Source organism: Candidatus Defluviibacterium haderslevense, assembly GCA_016712225.1.
Taxonomy (GTDB): domain Bacteria; phylum Bacteroidota; class Bacteroidia; order Chitinophagales; family Saprospiraceae; genus Vicinibacter; species Vicinibacter haderslevensis.
On record JADJRL010000003.1, the window covers coordinates 3,777,451 to 3,797,848 of the forward strand.

The 20,398-nt window shown below is 33.7% G+C and carries 15 protein-coding genes; 10 read left to right on the forward strand and 5 right to left on the reverse strand.

Annotated elements, in window-relative coordinates; all coding sequences use genetic code 11:
• Positions 1-75: 75 nt before the first annotated feature.
• From bamD to IPK88_14805, 6 genes are all read left to right on the forward strand, one after another.
• Entirely contained in the window at positions 76-906 is an 831-nt protein-coding gene (bamD, locus tag IPK88_14780) for an outer membrane protein assembly factor BamD (GenBank protein ID MBK8244691.1), read from the forward strand.
• On the forward strand, positions 872-1,216 hold the full coding sequence (locus IPK88_14785; protein MBK8244692.1) for a DNA-directed RNA polymerase subunit omega: 345 nt from the start codon (positions 872-874) through the stop codon (positions 1,214-1,216). The genes bamD and IPK88_14785 overlap by 35 nt, the downstream gene beginning before the upstream one ends.
• A gap of 30 nt (positions 1,217-1,246) precedes the next feature.
• Entirely contained in the window at positions 1,247-2,449 is a 1,203-nt protein-coding gene (coaBC, locus tag IPK88_14790) for a bifunctional phosphopantothenoylcysteine decarboxylase/phosphopantothenate--cysteine ligase CoaBC (GenBank protein MBK8244693.1), read from the forward strand.
• Between the two features lies 1 nt (position 2,450).
• Positions 2,451-3,362 (forward strand): DUF4835 family protein, encoded by a 912-nt coding sequence (locus IPK88_14795; GenBank protein ID MBK8244694.1) that lies wholly within the window; start codon positions 2,451-2,453, stop codon positions 3,360-3,362.
• A gap of 28 nt (positions 3,363-3,390) precedes the next feature.
• The gene (locus IPK88_14800; protein MBK8244695.1) at positions 3,391-3,975 is read left to right on the forward strand and encodes a phosphoribosylglycinamide formyltransferase; all 585 of its coding nucleotides are present in this window, start codon (positions 3,391-3,393) and stop codon (positions 3,973-3,975) included.
• A gap of 63 nt (positions 3,976-4,038) precedes the next feature.
• A complete protein-coding gene (locus tag IPK88_14805) occupies positions 4,039-5,778 on the forward strand; it encodes a dynamin family protein (GenBank protein MBK8244696.1) in 1,740 nt (579 codons plus the stop codon).
• On the opposite strand, the gene priA is transcribed toward IPK88_14805, so the two are convergent.
• Together priA and IPK88_14815 are read right to left on the reverse strand one after the other, a co-directional pair.
• Complete coding sequence (priA, locus tag IPK88_14810; protein ID MBK8244697.1) at positions 5,772-8,225, reverse strand: primosomal protein N'; 2,454 nt, start codon at positions 8,223-8,225, stop codon at positions 5,772-5,774. The genes IPK88_14805 and priA overlap by 7 nt on opposite strands.
• A 4-nt stretch (positions 8,226-8,229) precedes the next feature.
• Positions 8,230-8,598, reverse strand: a complete 369-nt coding sequence (locus IPK88_14815) for a DMT family protein (protein ID MBK8244698.1) — start codon at positions 8,596-8,598, stop codon at positions 8,230-8,232.
• A gap of 200 nt (positions 8,599-8,798) precedes the next feature.
• On the opposite strand from IPK88_14815, the gene IPK88_14820 reads away from it, so the two are divergent.
• The gene (locus tag IPK88_14820) at positions 8,799-11,984 is read left to right on the forward strand and encodes a gliding motility-associated C-terminal domain-containing protein (GenBank protein MBK8244699.1); all 3,186 of its coding nucleotides are present in this window, start codon (positions 8,799-8,801) and stop codon (positions 11,982-11,984) included.
• Here the strand turns inward: IPK88_14820 and lpdA are convergent, their stop codons facing one another.
• Complete coding sequence (gene lpdA, locus IPK88_14825) at positions 11,985-13,382, reverse strand: dihydrolipoyl dehydrogenase (protein MBK8244700.1); 1,398 nt, start codon at positions 13,380-13,382, stop codon at positions 11,985-11,987.
• A 207-nt stretch (positions 13,383-13,589) separates the two neighbouring features.
• On the opposite strand from lpdA, the gene IPK88_14830 reads away from it, so the two are divergent.
• A complete protein-coding gene (locus IPK88_14830; protein MBK8244701.1) occupies positions 13,590-14,108 on the forward strand; it encodes a hypothetical protein in 519 nt (172 codons plus the stop codon).
• Here the strand turns inward: IPK88_14830 and IPK88_14835 are convergent.
• Together IPK88_14835 and IPK88_14840 are read right to left on the reverse strand one after the other, a co-directional pair.
• Complete coding sequence (locus tag IPK88_14835; protein MBK8244702.1) at positions 14,086-14,583, reverse strand: acyl-CoA thioesterase; 498 nt, start codon at positions 14,581-14,583, stop codon at positions 14,086-14,088. The genes IPK88_14830 and IPK88_14835 overlap by 23 nt on opposite strands.
• Positions 14,584-14,712: 129 nt before the next feature.
• The gene (locus IPK88_14840) at positions 14,713-16,173 is read right to left on the reverse strand and encodes a hypothetical protein (protein MBK8244703.1); all 1,461 of its coding nucleotides are present in this window, start codon (positions 16,171-16,173) and stop codon (positions 14,713-14,715) included.
• Positions 16,174-16,532: 359 nt separating this feature from the next.
• On the opposite strand from IPK88_14840, the gene IPK88_14845 reads away from it, so the two are divergent.
• A complete protein-coding gene (locus tag IPK88_14845) occupies positions 16,533-19,022 on the forward strand; it encodes a T9SS type A sorting domain-containing protein (GenBank protein ID MBK8244704.1) in 2,490 nt (829 codons plus the stop codon).
• Positions 19,023-20,064: 1,042 nt separating this feature from the next.
• Complete coding sequence (locus tag IPK88_14850; protein ID MBK8244705.1) at positions 20,065-20,397, forward strand: hypothetical protein; 333 nt, start codon at positions 20,065-20,067, stop codon at positions 20,395-20,397.
• The last annotated feature ends 1 nt before the right edge of the window (position 20,398 follow it).

A 20,398-nucleotide genomic window follows, 5' to 3' on the forward strand; every position in this document is an offset into this window, starting at 1 on the left:
TTTTAGTGACTTGACACCATTATAACAACAAGTTTTACAAAAACTCGTTATTTCACCGTATCTTTGCACTTCAAAATGAATAATTTACTAAAGTTCCTCCTTGTTTTAGCTTTATTTAGCCAAAGTTGTAAGTCGTCTTATGACAAAATCAGGACAAGTGGTGATGCCCCATTGGTATTAAAAGCCGCTAATCAGTATTATGCCAAGAAAAACTATCTTAAGGCTCAAACCTTATATGAATTGATTATAAGCTCATTTAAAGGTCAAAAAGAATCTGAAGATATTTATTTTAACTTTGCTTATTGCCATTATTATCTTTCCGAATTTGAGCTGTCGTCTCATTTATTTAAGAATTTCTCCAATACTTTTGTCAATAGTCCGAAGAGGGAAGAGGCGCTTTTTATGTCGAATTATGCGATATACAAGACATCTCCAAATTATAAACTGGATCAGAGTGGTACGGAAAAAGCTATTGAAGGTTTCCAGAGCTTTGTTAATGAATTTCCCGAATCCTCTCGGGTTAAGGATTGTAATGAGAAGATTGACGAACTGCGCAGTAAGCTTGAGACAAAAGCATTTGAGCAAGGCAAATTGTATTATAATGTAAAAAGTTATCAAGCCTGTTTGACAACTTTAGATAACTTAATGGTCGATTTTCCAGAAACTAAAAATCACAGAGAAATTCGATTTTTAAAGGCAAAAGCTAATTATGAATGGGCAGTAAACAGTATTTTTGAAAAACAAAAAGAGCGATTTTTAAGTACAGTTGAACTTACCAATCAATTTTTAAAGAAATACCCCTCTGGAAAATTTGTACAAGACATTAAAGAAATAAGAAAACAAGCATTATCAAAATCTAATAATCCATTATATGACAGATATCAAAACGCAAGTTCAGGGAATTAATCCAAATGTCCAGGCAAGAGATGTAAAAGCTTTGGCCGAAATGACGCATAACATTTACGAAACGATCAATGTGATTGCTAAACGAGCTAATCAACTGTCTAATGACTTAAAAGTTGAACTTCACGACAAACTAGAAGAATTTGCCTCTCATTCTGATACAATTGAAGAGGTTCATGAGAATAAAGAGCAAATAGAAATTTCAAAATTCTATGAAAAGCTTCCAAATCCTGTTCTTATTGCCATAGATGAATTTCTTAATGGTCAAATTGAACATACTATTATTGATCCTGAACAAGAAGATGCCGAATAATTAGTAATTTCAAAAGTCGTGCCTCTGATTATGAATACACTGCAAGGGCGGAAAATATTATTAGGGGTAACTGGAAGTATTGCAGCTTATAAATCCTTATTGCTTTTACGATTATTAACTAAGGCAGGTGCTGAAGTTCAAGTTATTCTTACTAAAAATGCACATGATTTTGTTGGTGAGTTGAGTTTCTCAACCCTCTCTAATAAACCAGTTTATACAGATTTACAGAATGATCAAGAATGGCAGAATCACGTTGAATTGGGACTTTGGGCAGATCTTATTTTAATTGCTCCAGCAAGTGCTCATACCATCGCCAAATTTAGATGTGGTATGGTCGATAATTTATTAACAGCCATTTATTTATCTGCCAAATGCCCTGTTATGATTTCTCCGGCTATGGATTTAGATATGTGGCAACATCCAGCAACTCAAGATAATTTACAAGTTTTAGTAAACCGCGGTCATTTTATCATTCCGGTAGAAGATGGCCCATTAGCCTCTGGTTTGTCTGGACCCGGACGACTGGCTGAACCTGACCAGATACACTCTCATGTCATTTCTTTTTTTGATCAAAATTATGAATTATCAGGCCAAAAAATTTTGATTACGGCCGGACCAACTCACGAAGCTATTGATCCAGTTCGATTTATTTCAAACGCATCTTCCGGAAAAATGGGGATTCGCCTTGCTGAAGAAGCAGTTAAAAGAGGCGCCGAAGTTTGGTTAATATTAGGTCCCAGCGAAGAGCCAGTTACGTCTTCGACTAATCTACATATCCATAGAATTATATCAGCAGACAATATGATGCTCGAAGTCGAAAAACTATATAAATCCATGGATTATTTTATTCTAGCTGCGGCAGTTGCTGACTTTAAACCAGAATTCATTGCTGATGAAAAAATTAAAAAATCCAACTTCAATAATCAGTTGAAATTGGTCCCAACACCTGATATTGCTTCTTTTATAGGTAAAAATAAAAAGAGCGACCAAAAATTGATTGGATTTGCTTTAGAAACAACGAATATTATCGAAAATGCTCAGATCAAATTGGATAAGAAAAATATGGATATGATCGTTATCAATTCGCCTAAAGATCCAGGGGCAGCTTTTGGTCATGACACAAACAAAATTTCTATATTAAAAAAAGCTGGAGAATTAATATCTTTCGAGCTGAAATCAAAAAGAGATGCGGCTAAAGATATATTGAATGAAATGCTTAAATTAAAACATTAACATGAGAATGAACCTAAGAGTACTCTTTATTTTTATTTCTAGTTTGATTAGTTACAAAAATCAAGCACAAGAATTAAATGCCATAGTAAAAGTACAAGCACCCAATCTTACTACAAGTGACAAATCTGTGGTTCAAAAATTAGAAAATGGGGTTAAAGAGTTCCTCAATAACACAAAATGGACCAACGATCGCTTTGAATTTAACGAAAGGATCAAATGTAATTTTCAAATAACAATTAGGGAAGACAAAGGAGGGAATGTTTTTTCATGTGATTTTTCTGTACAAGCTTCCAGGCCTGTATTTCAATCAGCTTATGAAACCCAATTATTTGTTCTTGTTGAAAAAGATGTGCCAATCACTTTTGATCCCTTTAAACCTTTAGAGAATAGTAAAGAAAATTATTTTGATAATTTGTCTAGCATATTAACTTTTTACGCTTATTTTATCTTGGCTTTGGATTATGATAGTTTTGCCTTAGAGGGAGGTGACCCATATATTAACATTCTTAGAAATATGATTGACAAAATGCCCCAAAATGTGAAATCTTATGATAAAAGTTGGACCCTCCAATCTAAGAAAAAAAATAATCGCTATTCTTTAATGGATAATCTAACAAACCCGACCTTAAAACCATTTAGAAGAGCATATTATGAGTATCATCGATTGTGTTTGGACAAATTTTCAAAAGATGTACTCGTTCAACGTCCAAAAATGATTGAGTTATTGGAAACGATTGTTGAAGTGGAGCGCCAACTGCCAAATTCTTATTTAGTTCAATTATTTATTAATGCTAAATCAGGTGAAATTAGAGATATATTTGTGCCAAGCCCATCCAATGAAAAATCGCGGGTATATATCGCAATGACTAATTTGGATCCGGCAAATTCAAGTTCATATAATGTTTTAAAATAATTCAATCATTTAGACACCAATTGATGTTATGAAGAAAAAGAAAATTGCCATTTTTGCCTCAGGTAATGGCACCAATGCAGCTCAATTAATTAAATATTTTAAAAATAATGAGCATATTCAAGTCGCACTTATAATTACTAATTCGTCTAAGGCGAATGTAATTAGTTTGGCAGAAGAGAATGACATTCCATTTTCTGTAGTGAATAAGTCCCTCCTTGCGAATAATAGCTACATGACTTCTTTGATGAATTTATACGATATTGATTTTATCGTTTTAGCTGGATTTCTACTATTAATGCCGCCTTTTTTGGTGAAGCTTTATGATTATAAAATGATCAATATTCATCCTGCTCTACTTCCTAAGTTTGGTGGAAAAGGCATGTATGGTCTTCAAGTCCACCAGGCCGTTTTATCTGCTGGGGAAAGCGAATCGGGTATTACAATTCATTATGTAAATGAAATGTTTGATAAAGGTAAGATCATTTTTCAAGCTAAATGCAATGTTGAAAAAAAGGACACTGCCGAAAAATTAGCTAAAAAAGTCCAGGATTTGGAACATCAATATTTGCCTGAATGGACTGAAAAACTAATTATGCAAATGCGTTATATGTAGTTTTTTTGGATGCTTTGGTAGTCCTAGTTACCATTATTTTAATCGCACTTAACTTGTTTTGAAATGCTCAATTCTTTACTTGTCAATGATTTTCAAGTTCCTAAGGCCCGATTGGATGAAATAATAAAGAGTTTACATGAATTAACTATTGAAATCAAACATGAAGGATTAGATCAAATCGTAAGTGATTTGAGATTAAGAGTTCAAGAACCATTTATGTTTGTGGTAGTGGGTGAGGTTAAGGTTGGTAAAAGTAGTTTTATTAATGCACTATTAAATTCCAAGACAGATATTTGTAAAGTGGCACCTTCGCCCATGACAGATACCATCCAGCAAATAATTTACGGACCTGAGCATACCGAAGTTGCGCTTAGTCCAGTTTTAAAGCGGATTACATACAATGAAGAAATCCTGAAGGAGATTGCAATTGTGGATACTCCAGGGACCAACACCATAATTGGCCATCACCAAGAAATTACTGAAAAATTCATTCCTGTTTCAGACTTAATTGTTTTTGTATTTGAAGCCAAAAATCCCTACCGACAATCAGCCTGGGATTTATTTAAGTTTATTAATGAAGAATGGCGAAAAAAAATAATTTTTGTTTTGCAACAAAAAGATTTATTGAATGAAAATGATTTGACGATTAACGTAAAAGGATTAAGAGATTTTGCAAAATCCCAAGGTTTAGATGATGCTTTAATATTTTGTGTTTCTGCAAAGCTCGAGCAAGAAGGATTACATAATGAAAGTGGTTTTGCGCCATTAAGAGAATATATTAGAAATCATATTACCGGTGGTAAAGCAGCATTACTGAAATTATTAAATAATATTGATACTTGTCATCAAATAATTGAGAAATTATCCAAAGGAATTTTAATTAGAAAAGATCAATATGAATACGATGTTGAGTTTCGAAAAGATATTCAAAAAACATTAGATGAACATGAGCGTATTTCAAAGAATAATATAAATGTACTTATTGAAAATACAATTGGAGCATATGATAAAGCAACTGGGTTAAAACGTTTAGAATTAGACAAAGGACTTGCATTTTTATCCGTTTTGAAAAGAGGAATAAGCGGATTATTTAATAAATCTCTTTCTTTACAAAAATGGCTTCAAGAATTTAATCAACACTTTGAAATTTCCTTAAATCAAGCTCTTGAATCTAAGTTACAGCATACGGTAAAGGATATTTCAGATTCAATACAGCAAATGGGACAAATCGTTTCATTAAAGATTAGGAATAGTAAAACCATACTTAAAAATGATCTTGAAATTTTTACCGATATAGCCGATCGTAGAGCTGATGTTATGAGAGATCTTCAAGAAACTTTTCAGTCCTTCTTGAATAATTCTGAAAATTATTATAGCAAAGGCTTAATCAAAGAAAGTTCGAGCTTGGGTCCCAATGTTACAACTGGTACAGGTATTGCCATCGTTGGTACCATGATTACAGCGTTGACGCATGGTGCAATATTTGATATTACTGGTGGTGTTTTAACCACTATTGGTTTTTTATTTGCTGGGGTAACCCTCGGATTTAATAAAAGAAAAATCATGAATCAATTCGATCAGGAAATTGATTCAGCTAGAATTAAATTGGAACATGAAATTCGTTCTAAGTTAGAAGCATATGTAATGAATATTAAGCAAAAAATAGACCTAAATTTTAGTGCTTTTGATCAACTTTTAATAAAAGAACAAGAAGAAATATTGCGCATAGAAAGTACTAAAGATCAAATATTACTAAACTTAGAATTGTTAAAGAATAATCTGAATAATCACACTCATCAATAAGGATCAACATCTATAATGATCCTCAGTGCACTCCACCCGGTTTCATTTTTCAATTCTTGACTGTATTTTTTGATAAGAAATTTAGCATTTTCAATCATTTTTTGTTTTCGTTCCAATTTTACATAAAGTTCTCTGGCATAAGCACCTTTTATTCGAGATACAATGGGTTCTGCAGGACCAAGGATTCTTTTGCCAAGAGTAATTCTCAATTTGTTGCATAATTTCTCTGCAGCCTGTTCTACAATGATTATTTTAGCATGTCTAATTTCTATTCTTATGAATCGGACAATAGGAGGGTAGAAGAAATGCCTGCGCTCTTCGATTTCTCTTGAATAAAAGCGTTCGTAATCATGATTCACTACGTCTTTGATGACCTCATGATGCAATGAATATCCTTGAATTAATACTTTTCCGATTTCATCTCTTCTTCCTGATCTTCCACTAACCTGAGTTAGTAGTTGAAAAGTTCTTTCCTGAGCCCTAAAATTTGGATAGAATAACATTTGATCAGCTTGAAGTATACCCACTAACCCAACATGATCAAAATCAAAACCTTTTGTTATCATTTGAGTTCCTATCAGAATATGTATTTCTTTATCTTGGAACGCTTCAATAATTTCTCTTTGAAGGTTTTTTGATCTGGCAGTGTCTGCATCAAATCTTTTTACAATATGGTCTGGAAAAAGTTCTTTAATTTCTTCTTCAATTTTTTCTGTTCCAAAACCCACGGATTGTATGGTGAATTGATCGCATTGTGGACATTTAGTTGGAATTGGTTTTTTTATTCCACAAACGTGACATTTTAATCTGTTTTGGTATTTATGTAAGGTAAGATGAATATCACACTGATCACACATGGCCTCCCATTGACAATTGGTGCATTTGATTAATGGACTATAACCTCTTCTGTTTCTAAAAATAATGATTTGTTTGCCATGTTCTAATTGAGATTTCATTTCTACAATCATTTCTTCTGAGAAATTTTCTTTCATTCTTCCAAATTGGCTAGCTTCTTTAAGTGAAATCAATTTGATTAGGGGAAGTTGACTATCTCCATATCGTTGATTTATTTGTACTAATCCATATCTGCCTTGCAGTGCGTTATAATATGATTCTACTGAAGGTGTTGCTGATCCTAGAATGATTTTAGCATTGTGATCTTGAGCCAATATCAACGCAGCGTCTCTGGCATTGTATCGCGGGTTCGGATCATTCTGCTTGAATGAAGAATCATGCTCTTCATCAATAACTATAAGTCCAAGTTGTTTAAATGGTAAGAAGATAGCACTTCTGGCTCCTATAATAATCGGATGACCTTTTTGAGTTGCATCCCAAATGGCCAGTCGATTTTTTGGACTGAGTCCGGAATGATATTCTACTAACTGATCTCCTAAAAATTGTCTAAGCCGCATTACCAATTGTGTAGTTAAAGCAATTTCAGGTACCAAATAAAGTACTTGTTTTCCTGAAGCTATGGTTTCTTTTATAAGTTGTAAATAGATTTGTGTTTTGCCACTGCCAGTAATGCCTTTCAACAATACGATATTCTTATCATTCCATTGATTTTTTATTTCACTGATGGTTTCTTTTTGAATATCCGATAATAAAAGTGTGTCTTCAATAGATTCTAATTCCGGATATTGATATTTTTCCAAGACTTTTTCTTCGAAAATGTTTTTAACAACTAAAGATGTGAATACCTGAGATGCACAACCACTAATTTGCTGGAGTTCTTTTTGCTTGATCCAGGTTCGGTTTTTTCTTTCTTTTATATAAGTCAACAACGCTCTTGATTGCTGGACGTTTTTTTGAACTTGTAATAAAACTTCATTTAATTTATTCGGGTCAGTATTTAAGTTATCATGAAGTTTAATCCATTTGATCATTGGAATTTCAGCTTGTACTTGCAACTGTTCATGTAAGACAAGAAGACCTCTGTCTAACATTTTTTTGACAATTTTTAGGATTGTTTTTTTTTGCAGTATGTTCCGAATATCTTGTATAGTTAATTCATGTCTGATCTCAAGTGCTTCTAAAATTAAATATTCTTCATCTGATAATTCGTGTTCTGAATAATTTAATTCTGAAATGCCTAGGATTTTTGTTTCACTGGCTAGTTTCAGACTTGAAGGGAGAGCAGCTGCCATGACATCTCCTAAACTACACAAATAGTAGGAACTGATCCAGTCCCAGAATGCAAATTGTTGTGGTGAAATAATGATGTCTTGATCGAGTATATCTAAGATGGGCTTTGTTTTTTCCCAGGTTGTTGTATCAGATAATTTTTTTACAATGGCACTGTAATGTTTGCTTTTACCAAATTCAACTTCCACGCGCATTCCAGGTTTGATTTTATCCTTGAAATGCTCAGGAATCGAATAGCTGAAAGTGCCTTCAGTAAATAAAGGAATAATGACTTCTGCAAATTGTGAAATAGGCAATTCCAATGGGTTATTTTTTAAATGCAAAATATACAGCAAACACTAAGCAAATAAAACTTAAGACATGATTTAGTTTAAATTGCTCTGTTTTAAAAAAAATAAGGGTGAATGCAGTAAAAGTAATTAATGTTATTACCTCTTGAATGATTTTTAATTGGAATAGGTTAAATGTTCCACCATTTTCTATATAACCATATTTATTGGCTGGAACTTGAGCTAAATATTCAAAAAAGGCTAGACCCCAAGATAAAATAATGATGGAAAAAAGTCCTAAAGAAGAAAACCAGCCCAATGATTTTATTTTCAAATGACCATACCAAGCTAAAGTCATAAAGAGATTGGATACTACAAGTAAGCCAATTGTATATATAGGTTTCATAATATATAAATAATTGTTTAGTAATTATATATATAATTATAATTTTTATAATATGTATATAATTATGCAAAATAGAACTTTATCGGCATTATCTTCCTATATTCACCATAATTTAGTCAAAACAAATTTATACTTCAGTGCTTTTTTTCTATACCTGTTTCTTAAGTGTATTAACATCATTAACAAGTCCAAGTTGTTATATGGCTCCGGAAATCTGTGATAACGCTTTGGATGATGATGGCGATGGATTGATAGATTTAATTGATCCCGATTGTAAATGTAAGGGAATTAAAGATACTTTACTGATCCCTTCATCATTAATCCCAAATCCTTCCTTTGAAGAATATGTTTGTTGCCCGACTGGTTTGGCACAATTGAATTGTTCCAAGAATTGGATTCAAGCTTCTGTTGCTACCTCCGATTATTATAATACCTGTGGCTATAAAGATGATCCGCAAAGAGGTAAGCCCCCACAACCATTACCAGCTGGAAATGGATATGTTGGGTTTTTGGATATTAGAGATTATCCCGGTTTTGGGATCTATAAAGAATACATTGGAGCTTGTTTTAATTCGCCCTTGTTACCGGGTGTTGATTATACGCTGACTTTTTGGGTGGGATTTGGAACTAGAGGAAATACTTGGGGGCCCCGAAGAACATTGAATATGGCAATTTTTGGAACTTCAAATTGCGCAAGTCTACCTTTCGGAGGTATGAATGGACGCCAGTGTCCTACCCAATACCCTGGTTGGTTTGAAATGACAAGAATAAGTGTTTCCGGCACGAATAAATGGATTAAAACGGTTGTTAAATTAAGACCCAATGTAAAAGTTGAGGCCATTGCACTAGGACCAGCTTGTGCCGTTACGGATGGAAATTATTACTATTGGCTAGATGAATTGATCCTTGAAGAGTCTTCAAAATTTGATGCTCTAACTATAGATATAAATGGAAATCCTTGCAAAGATACGGTTCAATTGGTCACACCTGCATCTGCGGTGAAACGAATTACGTATCAATGGTATAAAGATGGAGTTGCCATTATTGGAGCAACCAGTCTAAATTATCAAATTCCAAAAGGGCAGGAGGGTGAATATATGGTTAGAGCTTTTGATGGAAAAGATTGTGAACTCAGTAATCGATATAATTATCGGGTTGATACTACCATGATGCATATAGATAGTATCATTTGTGAAGGGAGTTCTGTTGCCATTGGTAATCAGCAATTCAATACATCAGGTGTTTATTTGATCCCTTTCAAAAATGAAGAAGGATGTGATTCATTAGTTGAATTGAATTTGCAGGTTGTGACTCCTAAATTTGGATTTCTTGATACTTCAATTTGTGAAGGTCAAACATTGGATCTATTGGGTCAAAGTTTAACTCAATCCGGTATGTATCGGGTGAATCTTGTTTCTACAGAAGGTTGTGACAGTATTTACGAAATCAATTTATCGGTAATTAAAAATGTAATTCAACAACTCGATACAAGCATTTGTGAAGGACAACAATTAATCATCGGTTCACAAGTATTTGACCAACCGGGTCGCTTTTCGATTTACAATAAATCATCCAAAGGCTGCGATAGTATATTGAATATTCATTTAATCGTAAATCAAGCGGTTCAACAGGACATGAATATCGGTATTTGTCAAAGTGATTCGCTCTGGATTCAAGGAAATGCATATTTTAAAGATGGAAATTATCAAATCACTCTTGCTAAATCTGATGGTTGTGATAGTATCATTTACTTGTCATTGTACCACTATCCTGATTATTTTACCTACATAGATACTGCACTCTGTATTGGAAGTACCTATAACATCGGAAATGAATCTTTTAATACAAGTGGCAGTTATGTAGTTAATTTATCAACAATAAATGGCTGTGATAGTGTTTATTTTTTAAATCTTAAATTTTATAATGCATCAACTACAATAATTGACACTTCGATTTGTGAAGGTGAAATGTTTCAAGTAGAAAAACAAACCTTTTCTCAAACGGGAAAGTATCAGGTTTTACTAACCAATCATCATCGGTGTGATAGTTTGGTCTTACTGAATCTTAGTGTTTTACCTAAAACAACAAATCAGTTAATTCAACAAATATGTGAAGGTGATGCCTATTTTTTTAATGGAAATAGTTACACCAGGTCTGGAACTTATTTCGCGAATTTATTGAATAAGAATGGATGCGATAGTCTGATACAATTGGATTTAACGGTTAATAAAACATCGAATACAACATTGGATACGGTCTTGTGTCCTGGAGGAATTTTAATGGTAAATGGTAATCAGTTCAATCAAGCAGGAAATTATCAGTTACAATTAAAAAATAAGTATAATTGTGATTCAACAGTTCAAATCAAGTTAGATTTTTATAAATCATTACAAGTTCAGGATAGCATACAAGGAATTTTATGTGAAGGAGATAGCACAGGCAAAATCAATCTAGTTATTAATGGGGGTACTGCGCCATATCGCTATCATTGGAATACTGGATCTATAAATTCTGAATTGAATCAATTGAAAAGCGGGCAATATTCTGTTACCATAACAGATGCACATTCATGTGTTATAACTAAACAGTTTAGTCTTGCTTCACCTGAATGTTTTTGCTTTAATATTTTAACAGAGGATGGCATTTGTTCGCGTGGAACAACGAATATGGTCCAAATAAATAAGCTTAGTGGAGGAAAAGATCCTTTAAATTTCTTTTTAAATGGTGTATCAACTCCTTTGGAATTAAGTAAATCCACTGCACTGTCTTCAGGAAAATATTTGTTGGAAATATTCGATGCCAATCTCTGTAAATATTCAAAAGAATTTAATCTAAATAATGTAAATGATGGAGAAATAATTTATCCATCTGATACCATTTACGCTACTGTTGGAGATTCCATTTTATTGCATTTTGATCAGTTGTCAATAGATACTTCTTCTCAATTTCAATGGACTCCAGTATCGGATAATTCATGTAATGTATGTCCTAGTACTAAAATTGTAGCCCAGGCTGGAACAAATGAATATGTGGCACAACTCGTGACAAAAGAAGGGTGTATTTATCAATATGCTGTCGTTGTCATTGCCAAACAACATTTCAATGTGCCCAATGTTTTTTCACCAAATGGAGATCAAATCAATGATTATTTTAATTTAATCAGCGATTCCAGTGTTCGGGTTATTGATGTACTGCAAATTTATGATCGTTGGGGCGGCAGGATTTTTGAGAGTACTCATGGAGAGCCTAATTCTCAGAATGGTGCCTGGAATGGGTATTCCAAAAACCAGCCGGTTAATCCTGGCGTTTATGTTTATCTCATTAAATTTAAAGACTTATCCGGAAAGGCTTTTGTTTTATCAGGTGACGTTACTGTGATGAGATAATTATAAATGTATGACTTCTCCATATGCTGCTGCAGCTGCTTCCATAATAGCTTCTGACATAGTAGGGTGGGGATGAATGGATTTAATGATCTCATGCCCTGTGGTTTCTAATTTTCGAGCCACCACTACTTCTGCAATCATTTCAGTAACATTCATGCCTATCATATGCGCACCAAGAAATGCACCATATTTTTTGTCAAAGATTACTTTTACAAAACCATCTTTTGCTCCTGCGGCGCTGGCTTTTCCTGATGCAGAAAATGGAAATTTTCCTATTTTTAATTCATATCCTGCGGCTAATGCAGCGGCTTCTGTATAACCTACAGAAGCTATTTCAGGAGAGCAATAGGTACAACCCGGGATGTTGTCATAATCAATAGGTTCAGGGTTGTGATTGCATATTGCTTCAACACAAGTTATTCCTTCAGCACTGGCGACATGCGCTAGAGCAGGCCCGGGAACAATATCACCAATTGCATAAATACCGGCAACGTTGGTTTTATAATAGGGATCTACTTTAACGAGCCCTTTTTCTAATTGTATACCCAATTCTTCAAGACCTAAATTTTCAAGATTTGGTGCAACGCCTGCAGCGGATAAGACCACATCACATTCAACCAGAACTTCCTTACCGTCTTTTCGATCTTTTGCAAATACCTGAATTCCTGTTTTAGTTTTTTCTATTTTTTCTACGGCTGTATTGCCATATACGGCTATGCCTTTCTTTTTAAATATTTTTGTTAATTCTTTACTGATATCAGCATCTTCTCTAGGTACCAACCCTTGTTCCATGAATTCTATTAATGTTACTTCTGTGCCCAGGCTTTTATAAAAATAGGCAAATTCAACACCAATAGCGCCCGCACCAACTACAACCATGCGCTTAGGTAAATGATCCATACTCATAGCTTTACGATATTCTATAACCTGGACCCCATCTATTGGTAAATTAGGTAATTGTTTAGCTCTTCCACCAGTGGCTAGGATGATATGATCAGCTGTATAGTTGGTGACTTTTCCTTCTGCATCTGTCACATCAACAGATTTGTTTTTTGTTAATTTTGCTGATCCCATGATGACCTGAATCTTATTCTTTTTCATTAAGAATTGTATGCCTTTGCTCATGCCATCGGCAACACCTCTACTGCGTTTTATGATCTGGCCAAAATCAGCTTTAGCATCACCAACTGTGATACCATAATCCCCAGCATGATTGATATATTCAAAAACCTGAGCTGATTTTAATAGTGCCTTGGTAGGAATACAACCCCAATTTAAACAGATGCCACCTAAGGATTCCCGTTCGATGATTCCAACTTGTTTACCTAATTGAGCTGCTCGAATGGCCGCAACATAACCTCCAGGACCTGAGCCGATTACCAAGATATCAAATTTCATATGTACAGATTTTGTGCAAAGATAATCAACCGCTTGTTGATTTGAAATATTTTAAAATGTTATGGTCTTTTTTAGGGTTTAAATGGATGAATTGAATGTGTTATAATGCAAGGGAAAGCCTAAGGGATTTAATACATGGAAGCCTGAATCAAACAAAACTGAATCAACTTCAAGATACTTAAGTTGATATTTTGTCGTTTATTAGGCATGAAATTCTTCTTGGTTTTGTTAATTGGTCTTTGGAGTAGTTTTGAGTGGTATATTATCGAAGATAAGACTGCACATTTTACAGTGGCCATTCCCAATAAGCCTTTGTTCAAGTTTGACAGTGCCATGACGGATATAGGCCAAATCAAAATTAAATCTTATACCTACAGTCAAGGGGAAGGAGCGCATTCACAAATTTTTATTGTAAATCACACAGAATACCCATCAGAATTTAATTTCGATGATGCGGCTGATTCTACTGGTTTATATATTAGCCAAACCATTCAGGATCAGATCTTATCACAATTGCAAGGAACACTCATGTATAGTTCTGAGACTTCATTCTCGAACATTTCTTCAAAGCTTTTTTTATTGAGGTATGGCGAAGATAGTTCTATAGTTAAGATGGCGGTGATTCCATTTCGAAATCATTTGGTTACACTGCAATATTTTTCTTCTTATCAAGATCGGTTAAGCCAGGATGCAGATAAATATTTTAAGTCTTTTCGATCTCAATAGTTTTTTTATTACGTAAAGAAAGAGATCGTTTTGCGAAATCGGTTTCCTCAATTTCTAAGTGTATATCTTTCAATTGTTCCATCATTTTAGCATCGTGAGGACTTACTTTTTTTAGTTTTAGGTCAATGTGCAAAAACGTGGTCCACATGAGTGCTTTAAGTTGTTCCATGTTGTCATCCCACATCTGATATTCATTGATGATCGATTTTTCATCATAGTACACCATGGCCGATTTGATTCTTACATATTCATTGCGTTTGGCTTCCTTGTAATAAGCTATCTGATGTGCAGCAACGACCCAAGCACGTCCATGCTGAATGGCATAATCTTCAAGATTTAAGCTGTAGTATTCCATAATATGGTCCTCCCGAGCTTCCAACATATACTCCAGAAATCGGGTATTGTATAAATGTCCCAATGGGTCACAGTCTTTAAAACGAACTCTAATTCTGCTTTCTGGATGGTTATGGATCATAATACAAGTTTAAATATTACGGAGTATTTACTCTAAAGACATTTAAAAATTCAAATTGTTTTATTTTGGAACTTTGAGTTAGTGTTTTGGCATCGATTTCAGCAAGAATTTTTACTAACTATTACTAACTTAATTCTTAACTTTTTCAGGTTTAGCTATTGCAATTAATTCATCCACTTTTTCCAATAACCAATTTTTTCCATAGGATGAATCGGCTTTAATATCTTCTTTAAGTTTTAGCAATTTTATCTTAGAATATTGTGAAGATTCAACTAACTTCTTAGTGTATTTAATTAAATTGAGATACCGTATTTTATTCGATTGTGAGACATTTTTGTTTCTGGTTAAATAGTTTTTAAAACTTTCAAAAAATGAACTTAAGACCATGAATTCATCTAGTTCATAATATGTGGATAATATTAGTACTTTTGCATCTAAACTAAAATAGATCTCATCATATTCGAGTTTATTCAATAATGAAATTGTCTTTCCAAATTCCTTTTTAGAAAAGAACACCATTGCAAGTCCAAAATTTACAGCATTTTGTTGATATAATTTATTTATTTTATCGCCGTATTGGTTAATAAAATTTTGTGTCCAGTTATATTCATTTAGTCTTAATGCAGTTGAAATAATATTTTTAAAAGTCCAAGGAGTTATCTCATCGTTAACAATTATTATTTCAGAATCAATTGATTTTTGATATAATTCAAATAGCTCTTTTAAGTAGGTTGAATCTTTCTTATTTATTCGTTGAATTGAATAATTTATAGCATTATCCATAATATCTTTAGCCTCATCTAAAGGAAATAAATCAATGTATTTCTCAATCAAATGCTTAAGTTCAAAATAGTGATTTTCATTTTCAGAATCGATTAAAGTATCTTGAATTTTAAGATAGATAGCAATGGGAGGGATATCAATGAATTCTGCAGATCGCGCTATTTGGATAATTTCTTGGATGAAGAGCAAATTTTTATCAAGTGCAATTATCTTATTCCAACTAAGCAAAGAGCAATAATATTTAAGCTTTTCGGAAATGTAAAAATAATCCAGATTGGATACGATTTTCTCCAGATTAATTTTCTCAATGTTTTTTTTACTCGCTCTGTTTAACTCAACATTTTCTAATTTATACAGGTTTTTTTCGATTTCATAGAGATAGTAATAATATGAGGCCGGTTTAAAAAATTGTCTTTTAGAAAGATTTCTCGCGCTATTAGTTGCGCTGGTATACATGCGTTCAATTTGTTTGTGGTGGATAGCTTGAAGTAGATAATTTGCTTTATGTAAAGGATTGTTATCGTATACTTGTTGAGCTAAAAAAGACTCACAAAGATCCATCAATTCAGAGCATAGTTTTCGAAATCGATCACCATGGTAGGGTGTTTGAGGATAGATCTGATTCCAAATACCGGTTGTTGTCAACTCAGTGGAAGAGTTGTTTCTAAAATGTTGTTCCAATTGGTAATAGATGGTTAGGAGTATTTCATTTCGGTTAAAATATGGAGATTCCAAATATTTAGAAAGTCGATTGAGCTCCGTTTTAGTTAAACCGCTAAGAAAATGATATACTTTGGTATCTTTCATTTGATGTCATTGAAACCTACAAATGTAGGAAGTTAGGATCAAATGTGTGTTGAAATGTTGTTTTATTCCTTGTTTTATTCAAAAAGTGTTGATTATAGACGTTTTAGATAATAGGTTTAGTTAATATACGAAACATATAAAGGCATTTTAGGTGTCAACTAGAATTTGGACAAACAAAAACTCAGGGTTTACCCCCATTTTTAATGATATTATAAATATACGTAATATATATACTATTTATTATAAATACTTTACATAACATATTGAAAATAGTTGTTATATTAAATAAAAAAATATGAATATATATTTCTCAAATACGTTTTGTTGTTCTAAATTTGCACATGTTAAACAATGGAATTTTGAGAATATTGTCTTTCCTCGTTTGCTGTTTTTGTATTGCTTTGGGCTATGATGTTCAAGGGCAGGGGATTTACGAAAGTGTCAAAATTCTGAAGGACGCCACTGTTACTAAAAGGGTCGATCCTTGCTATTTTCCTACAGTTATCGATTCTGCTTCACATGGAACCTTAACTTTTACTAAAATAGGATCCTCCAAATACGATATTTTATATACTCCTGATAATGGATTTCTTGGAAATGATACGGTTGTTGTGGAATACAAAACGGCTTCTGATGTTTCCGGATTGATCAAATATAAGTCGTATGTATACACGATGGCTAATTCCTATCTTGAGCCGGTTAACGATTTTATTAGTATTTACAAAGATCAAACGAATCAGACCATTAATCCCCTGTTAAATGATTATACTTCAGTTACTGGTCCTAATCCTATTCATCTAAGTGGTGAGTGTGCTTTAGTGAATTCCTTAATCAATGTATCGAAGTTGAATGATTCCATTATACAGTTTAGTGCTAAACCGGGTTATGATGGACCGGCTAGTATTCAATACAAAGTATGTGATAGTTTTGGATTGTGTCAGACCGCAAGTATAAAAGTGTACATAGTTGATACTACGAATATTCCCAATTCGGATACTATTAATATAGGAACACCTGAGGATGTATCTGTTCAGATTACCCTCCCGTATTCAGGATTCACCATCTCCAATAATGCGGATCATGGTTATGTAGAAATTGAAGCAGCTTCAGTGGTCTATAAGCCTTTCAGCAATTATAACGGTAAAGATACGTTTCTCTTGAGCCTGAATGGGATGACCCGATTGGTATGTATGAGTGTTTATGCCCAAGCAGAACCCAATTCTATCATAGTTCCGGATGTATTTTTTACACCAGTCAATAAAGAGATTACTTTCAATGTGTCCTTGAATGATGTTCAAAGTATCGTTGAGAAGTATAATATATTACTTGATTTAGGACCTAATAAGGGTACTTTGGTGAAGTTGGATAATCATGGTTTGTTTAAATTTACACCTGAAAATAATTATTCCGGCGAGCAGTCTTTTACTTATAAGGTATGTCCACAAGGTATCTGTGAGAAAGCAAAAGTGACCCTTTTTATAGGTGATCAACAACCGAGGGATTTGGACTATAAATTTGCTACCCCAAAAAATACCCCTTTGGTTTTAAGTTATGCCGTGCCGGTCGATGTGTATAATTTCTCGGCTTCCAGTGATTCTGTTAAATTTTATCCAGGATGGGATACGGTGCACGTCAAGTATAACAACTCTTGTACGCAAGATGTTATAGGCTTTAATCAACTGATATTTTATCCCAAATACAATACGACGTATCTAGATACTTTTGAAGTCAATTACTGTATTGCCGGGAGCAATAGATGTTTCACTTTGAAATGTGAAGTGGATGTGTTTTATGAGACTAAAAATTGTGACAAACAGTGTGTTGGCGATTGTGTTTGGCCAGGAGACGTGGATTATGATGGGATAGTTGATATGAAAGATATGCTTCATGTTGCTTACCAAATTGGTAAAACCGGACCATCTAGAACTTACCAGAATAGTGATTTTCGTTCCCACAAAGCCAATAACTGGTCTGAACAATTATCTGGCAGATCGGTAAATCTTAAGAATGCTGATACCAATGGAGATAGCACCATCAGTTCCGCTGATACTTTAGCCATATCAGAAAATTATCATCAAACCCATTCCCTAGTACCTCAAGGGGTCTACTCCAGAGGAGATTTTCCTTTTAATTTAGAAGTGTTAACCCCTGAAGCAGAATCAGGTGATGTCGCCATGATTGAAGTGCAATTAGGAGATAGCCAATATCCTGTCATCAACTTAAGTGGATATACCTACAATCTGGATTATAACACGAATGCAGTGGTTGAAGGTACTTTGGGTATAGATTTTTACGAACGTGGATGGTTTGCGAATAATGCCGCTACCTTGAATATGTATAAAATTCCTTGGGTTGGACGTTTGGAATCAGGCTTTGCCCGGGCCAATGCCCTTAAAGCTAGTGGACAAGGTGGAACTGAAGTAATTGTATTTGTAATTGAAGATAATCTTGATATTTTTAGAGATGATGATGGCATCTATGAAGTTCCGTTCTACTTTAAGAATATAGTGATTCAGAATGGCGCAGGAGAGATGCAGCAACTTGAAGACAAGACTGCAATTATTAAGTTGAAGAGAGCCCATAAAAATCAAAAGCCGGTGCTCGATGCATCTAAATTATTGGTGTATCCGAATCCAACTTCAGATATGATTAATTTACACCTTAATGGTAGGAATTCTCTCGTGAGTTACAGTATTCTGTCTATGGACGGCAGATTAATCCAATCGAATAAAAATATCGATCCTAAGCATAATATGATTTCTCTGGAAGGTTTGAATAACGGACTTTATCTCATTAAGGCCGAAACCATACTAGGACCTATTACGAAGAAGATCGAAATCATGAAATAATCCCTGTTTTTTATATATAACCAGTTTTATTCTGATTATTGTTAGATAAATGAGCCGCCACAAAGCGGCTTATTTATTTTTACCTTGTCCTAAAAGAGCTATACAGCTTAAATTTCTTCTAGCTTTAGCGTTCCATTACTTAATGAACGTTCGTTCATTACTTTGATAAATAATCAAAGTTGTTTCAGGCATACAGTTTTGAGTTTTTCATTCAATTTTCATAGCATCTTCCTACATGCCCAAATAATTAGCTTCAAAAACTCCGCTAATTATTTAGGTTTACTTCACCAAATGATCTCTTCGGTAAGACGACATTATTAGGTTCGTTCACCTCAAATTTAATTAACGAGCTAAGTTGAAGGATGAACCTTTTTAATCAAATGGCAAAGAATTCTGAAATTGGCGTCTTGCAGTTTGGGTCTAACGTTCATTTTGGGGTGTTAGATTCATTATAAGTTACCCGATATTTAAAGTTCAATTCATCTCGTCTGGGACGAGACAAATTCTACAACTCATCTCGTTATGGATGAGGATAATCCCACGACTTCATCACGACTTTTCCACGGATTATCCACGACTACTCCACGATTTTGTCTTGTCCTAAAATAGCTATACAGGTCACTAAATAAATCCTAAAATAACTATACATCTTAAATTTCTTCCAGCTTTAGTGTTCTATTAATTAATGAACTGACGTTCAATTCTTTGGAGAATAGTCAGCGTTTGTTCAATAATCCAGGATTGAATTTGTAAAGGTGTAAATGAAGCTTTGTCGAAGTCTAATTAATTAGCAATTGCGTGATCCTGTTTTCTTGAATTAGTAAAGTGTTCTAAAATTAGTGGAAAACCCTTATAAATTAAAATATTGCCGTATCAGGGTAAACCATTATAAAAGTAAGGGTAAACACCCATTTTTAGTATTTAATTAAAAAAATTAATCAATTTGTGAAATTTTAGTAATTTATTTTTGTTCTTTTGTATATGGAATTAATCATTTTGAAAAACCAACTAAAATGATTTTTTTACTTTTAAAATTGTTTATATGTACAAATTATTTTTTTTATTCGTGTTGTTCCTTGGATTTGGAATGACTACTGTTGACGCTTCCTATAGCACTTTTGATCAACCCACTAGCGTGGCTAAAGTATTAGGATTTGGAGAACCTATCCGCTCAGGATTAGCTGCCCATTATAATGTGATGAGTGCCAACATTACAGTGGTTAAGATAGCTGACCGATCCTATACTTTTAGTGTATCAGGTGGAGACAGCGGGTCAATATCTGTGGTGTTAGAAGGAATGATTAATAAGGCCTATGTCACCTGTACATCAGGTACCTTTGTTATGGTCATTGAAGATAATGTAGATCCTTTTTAAT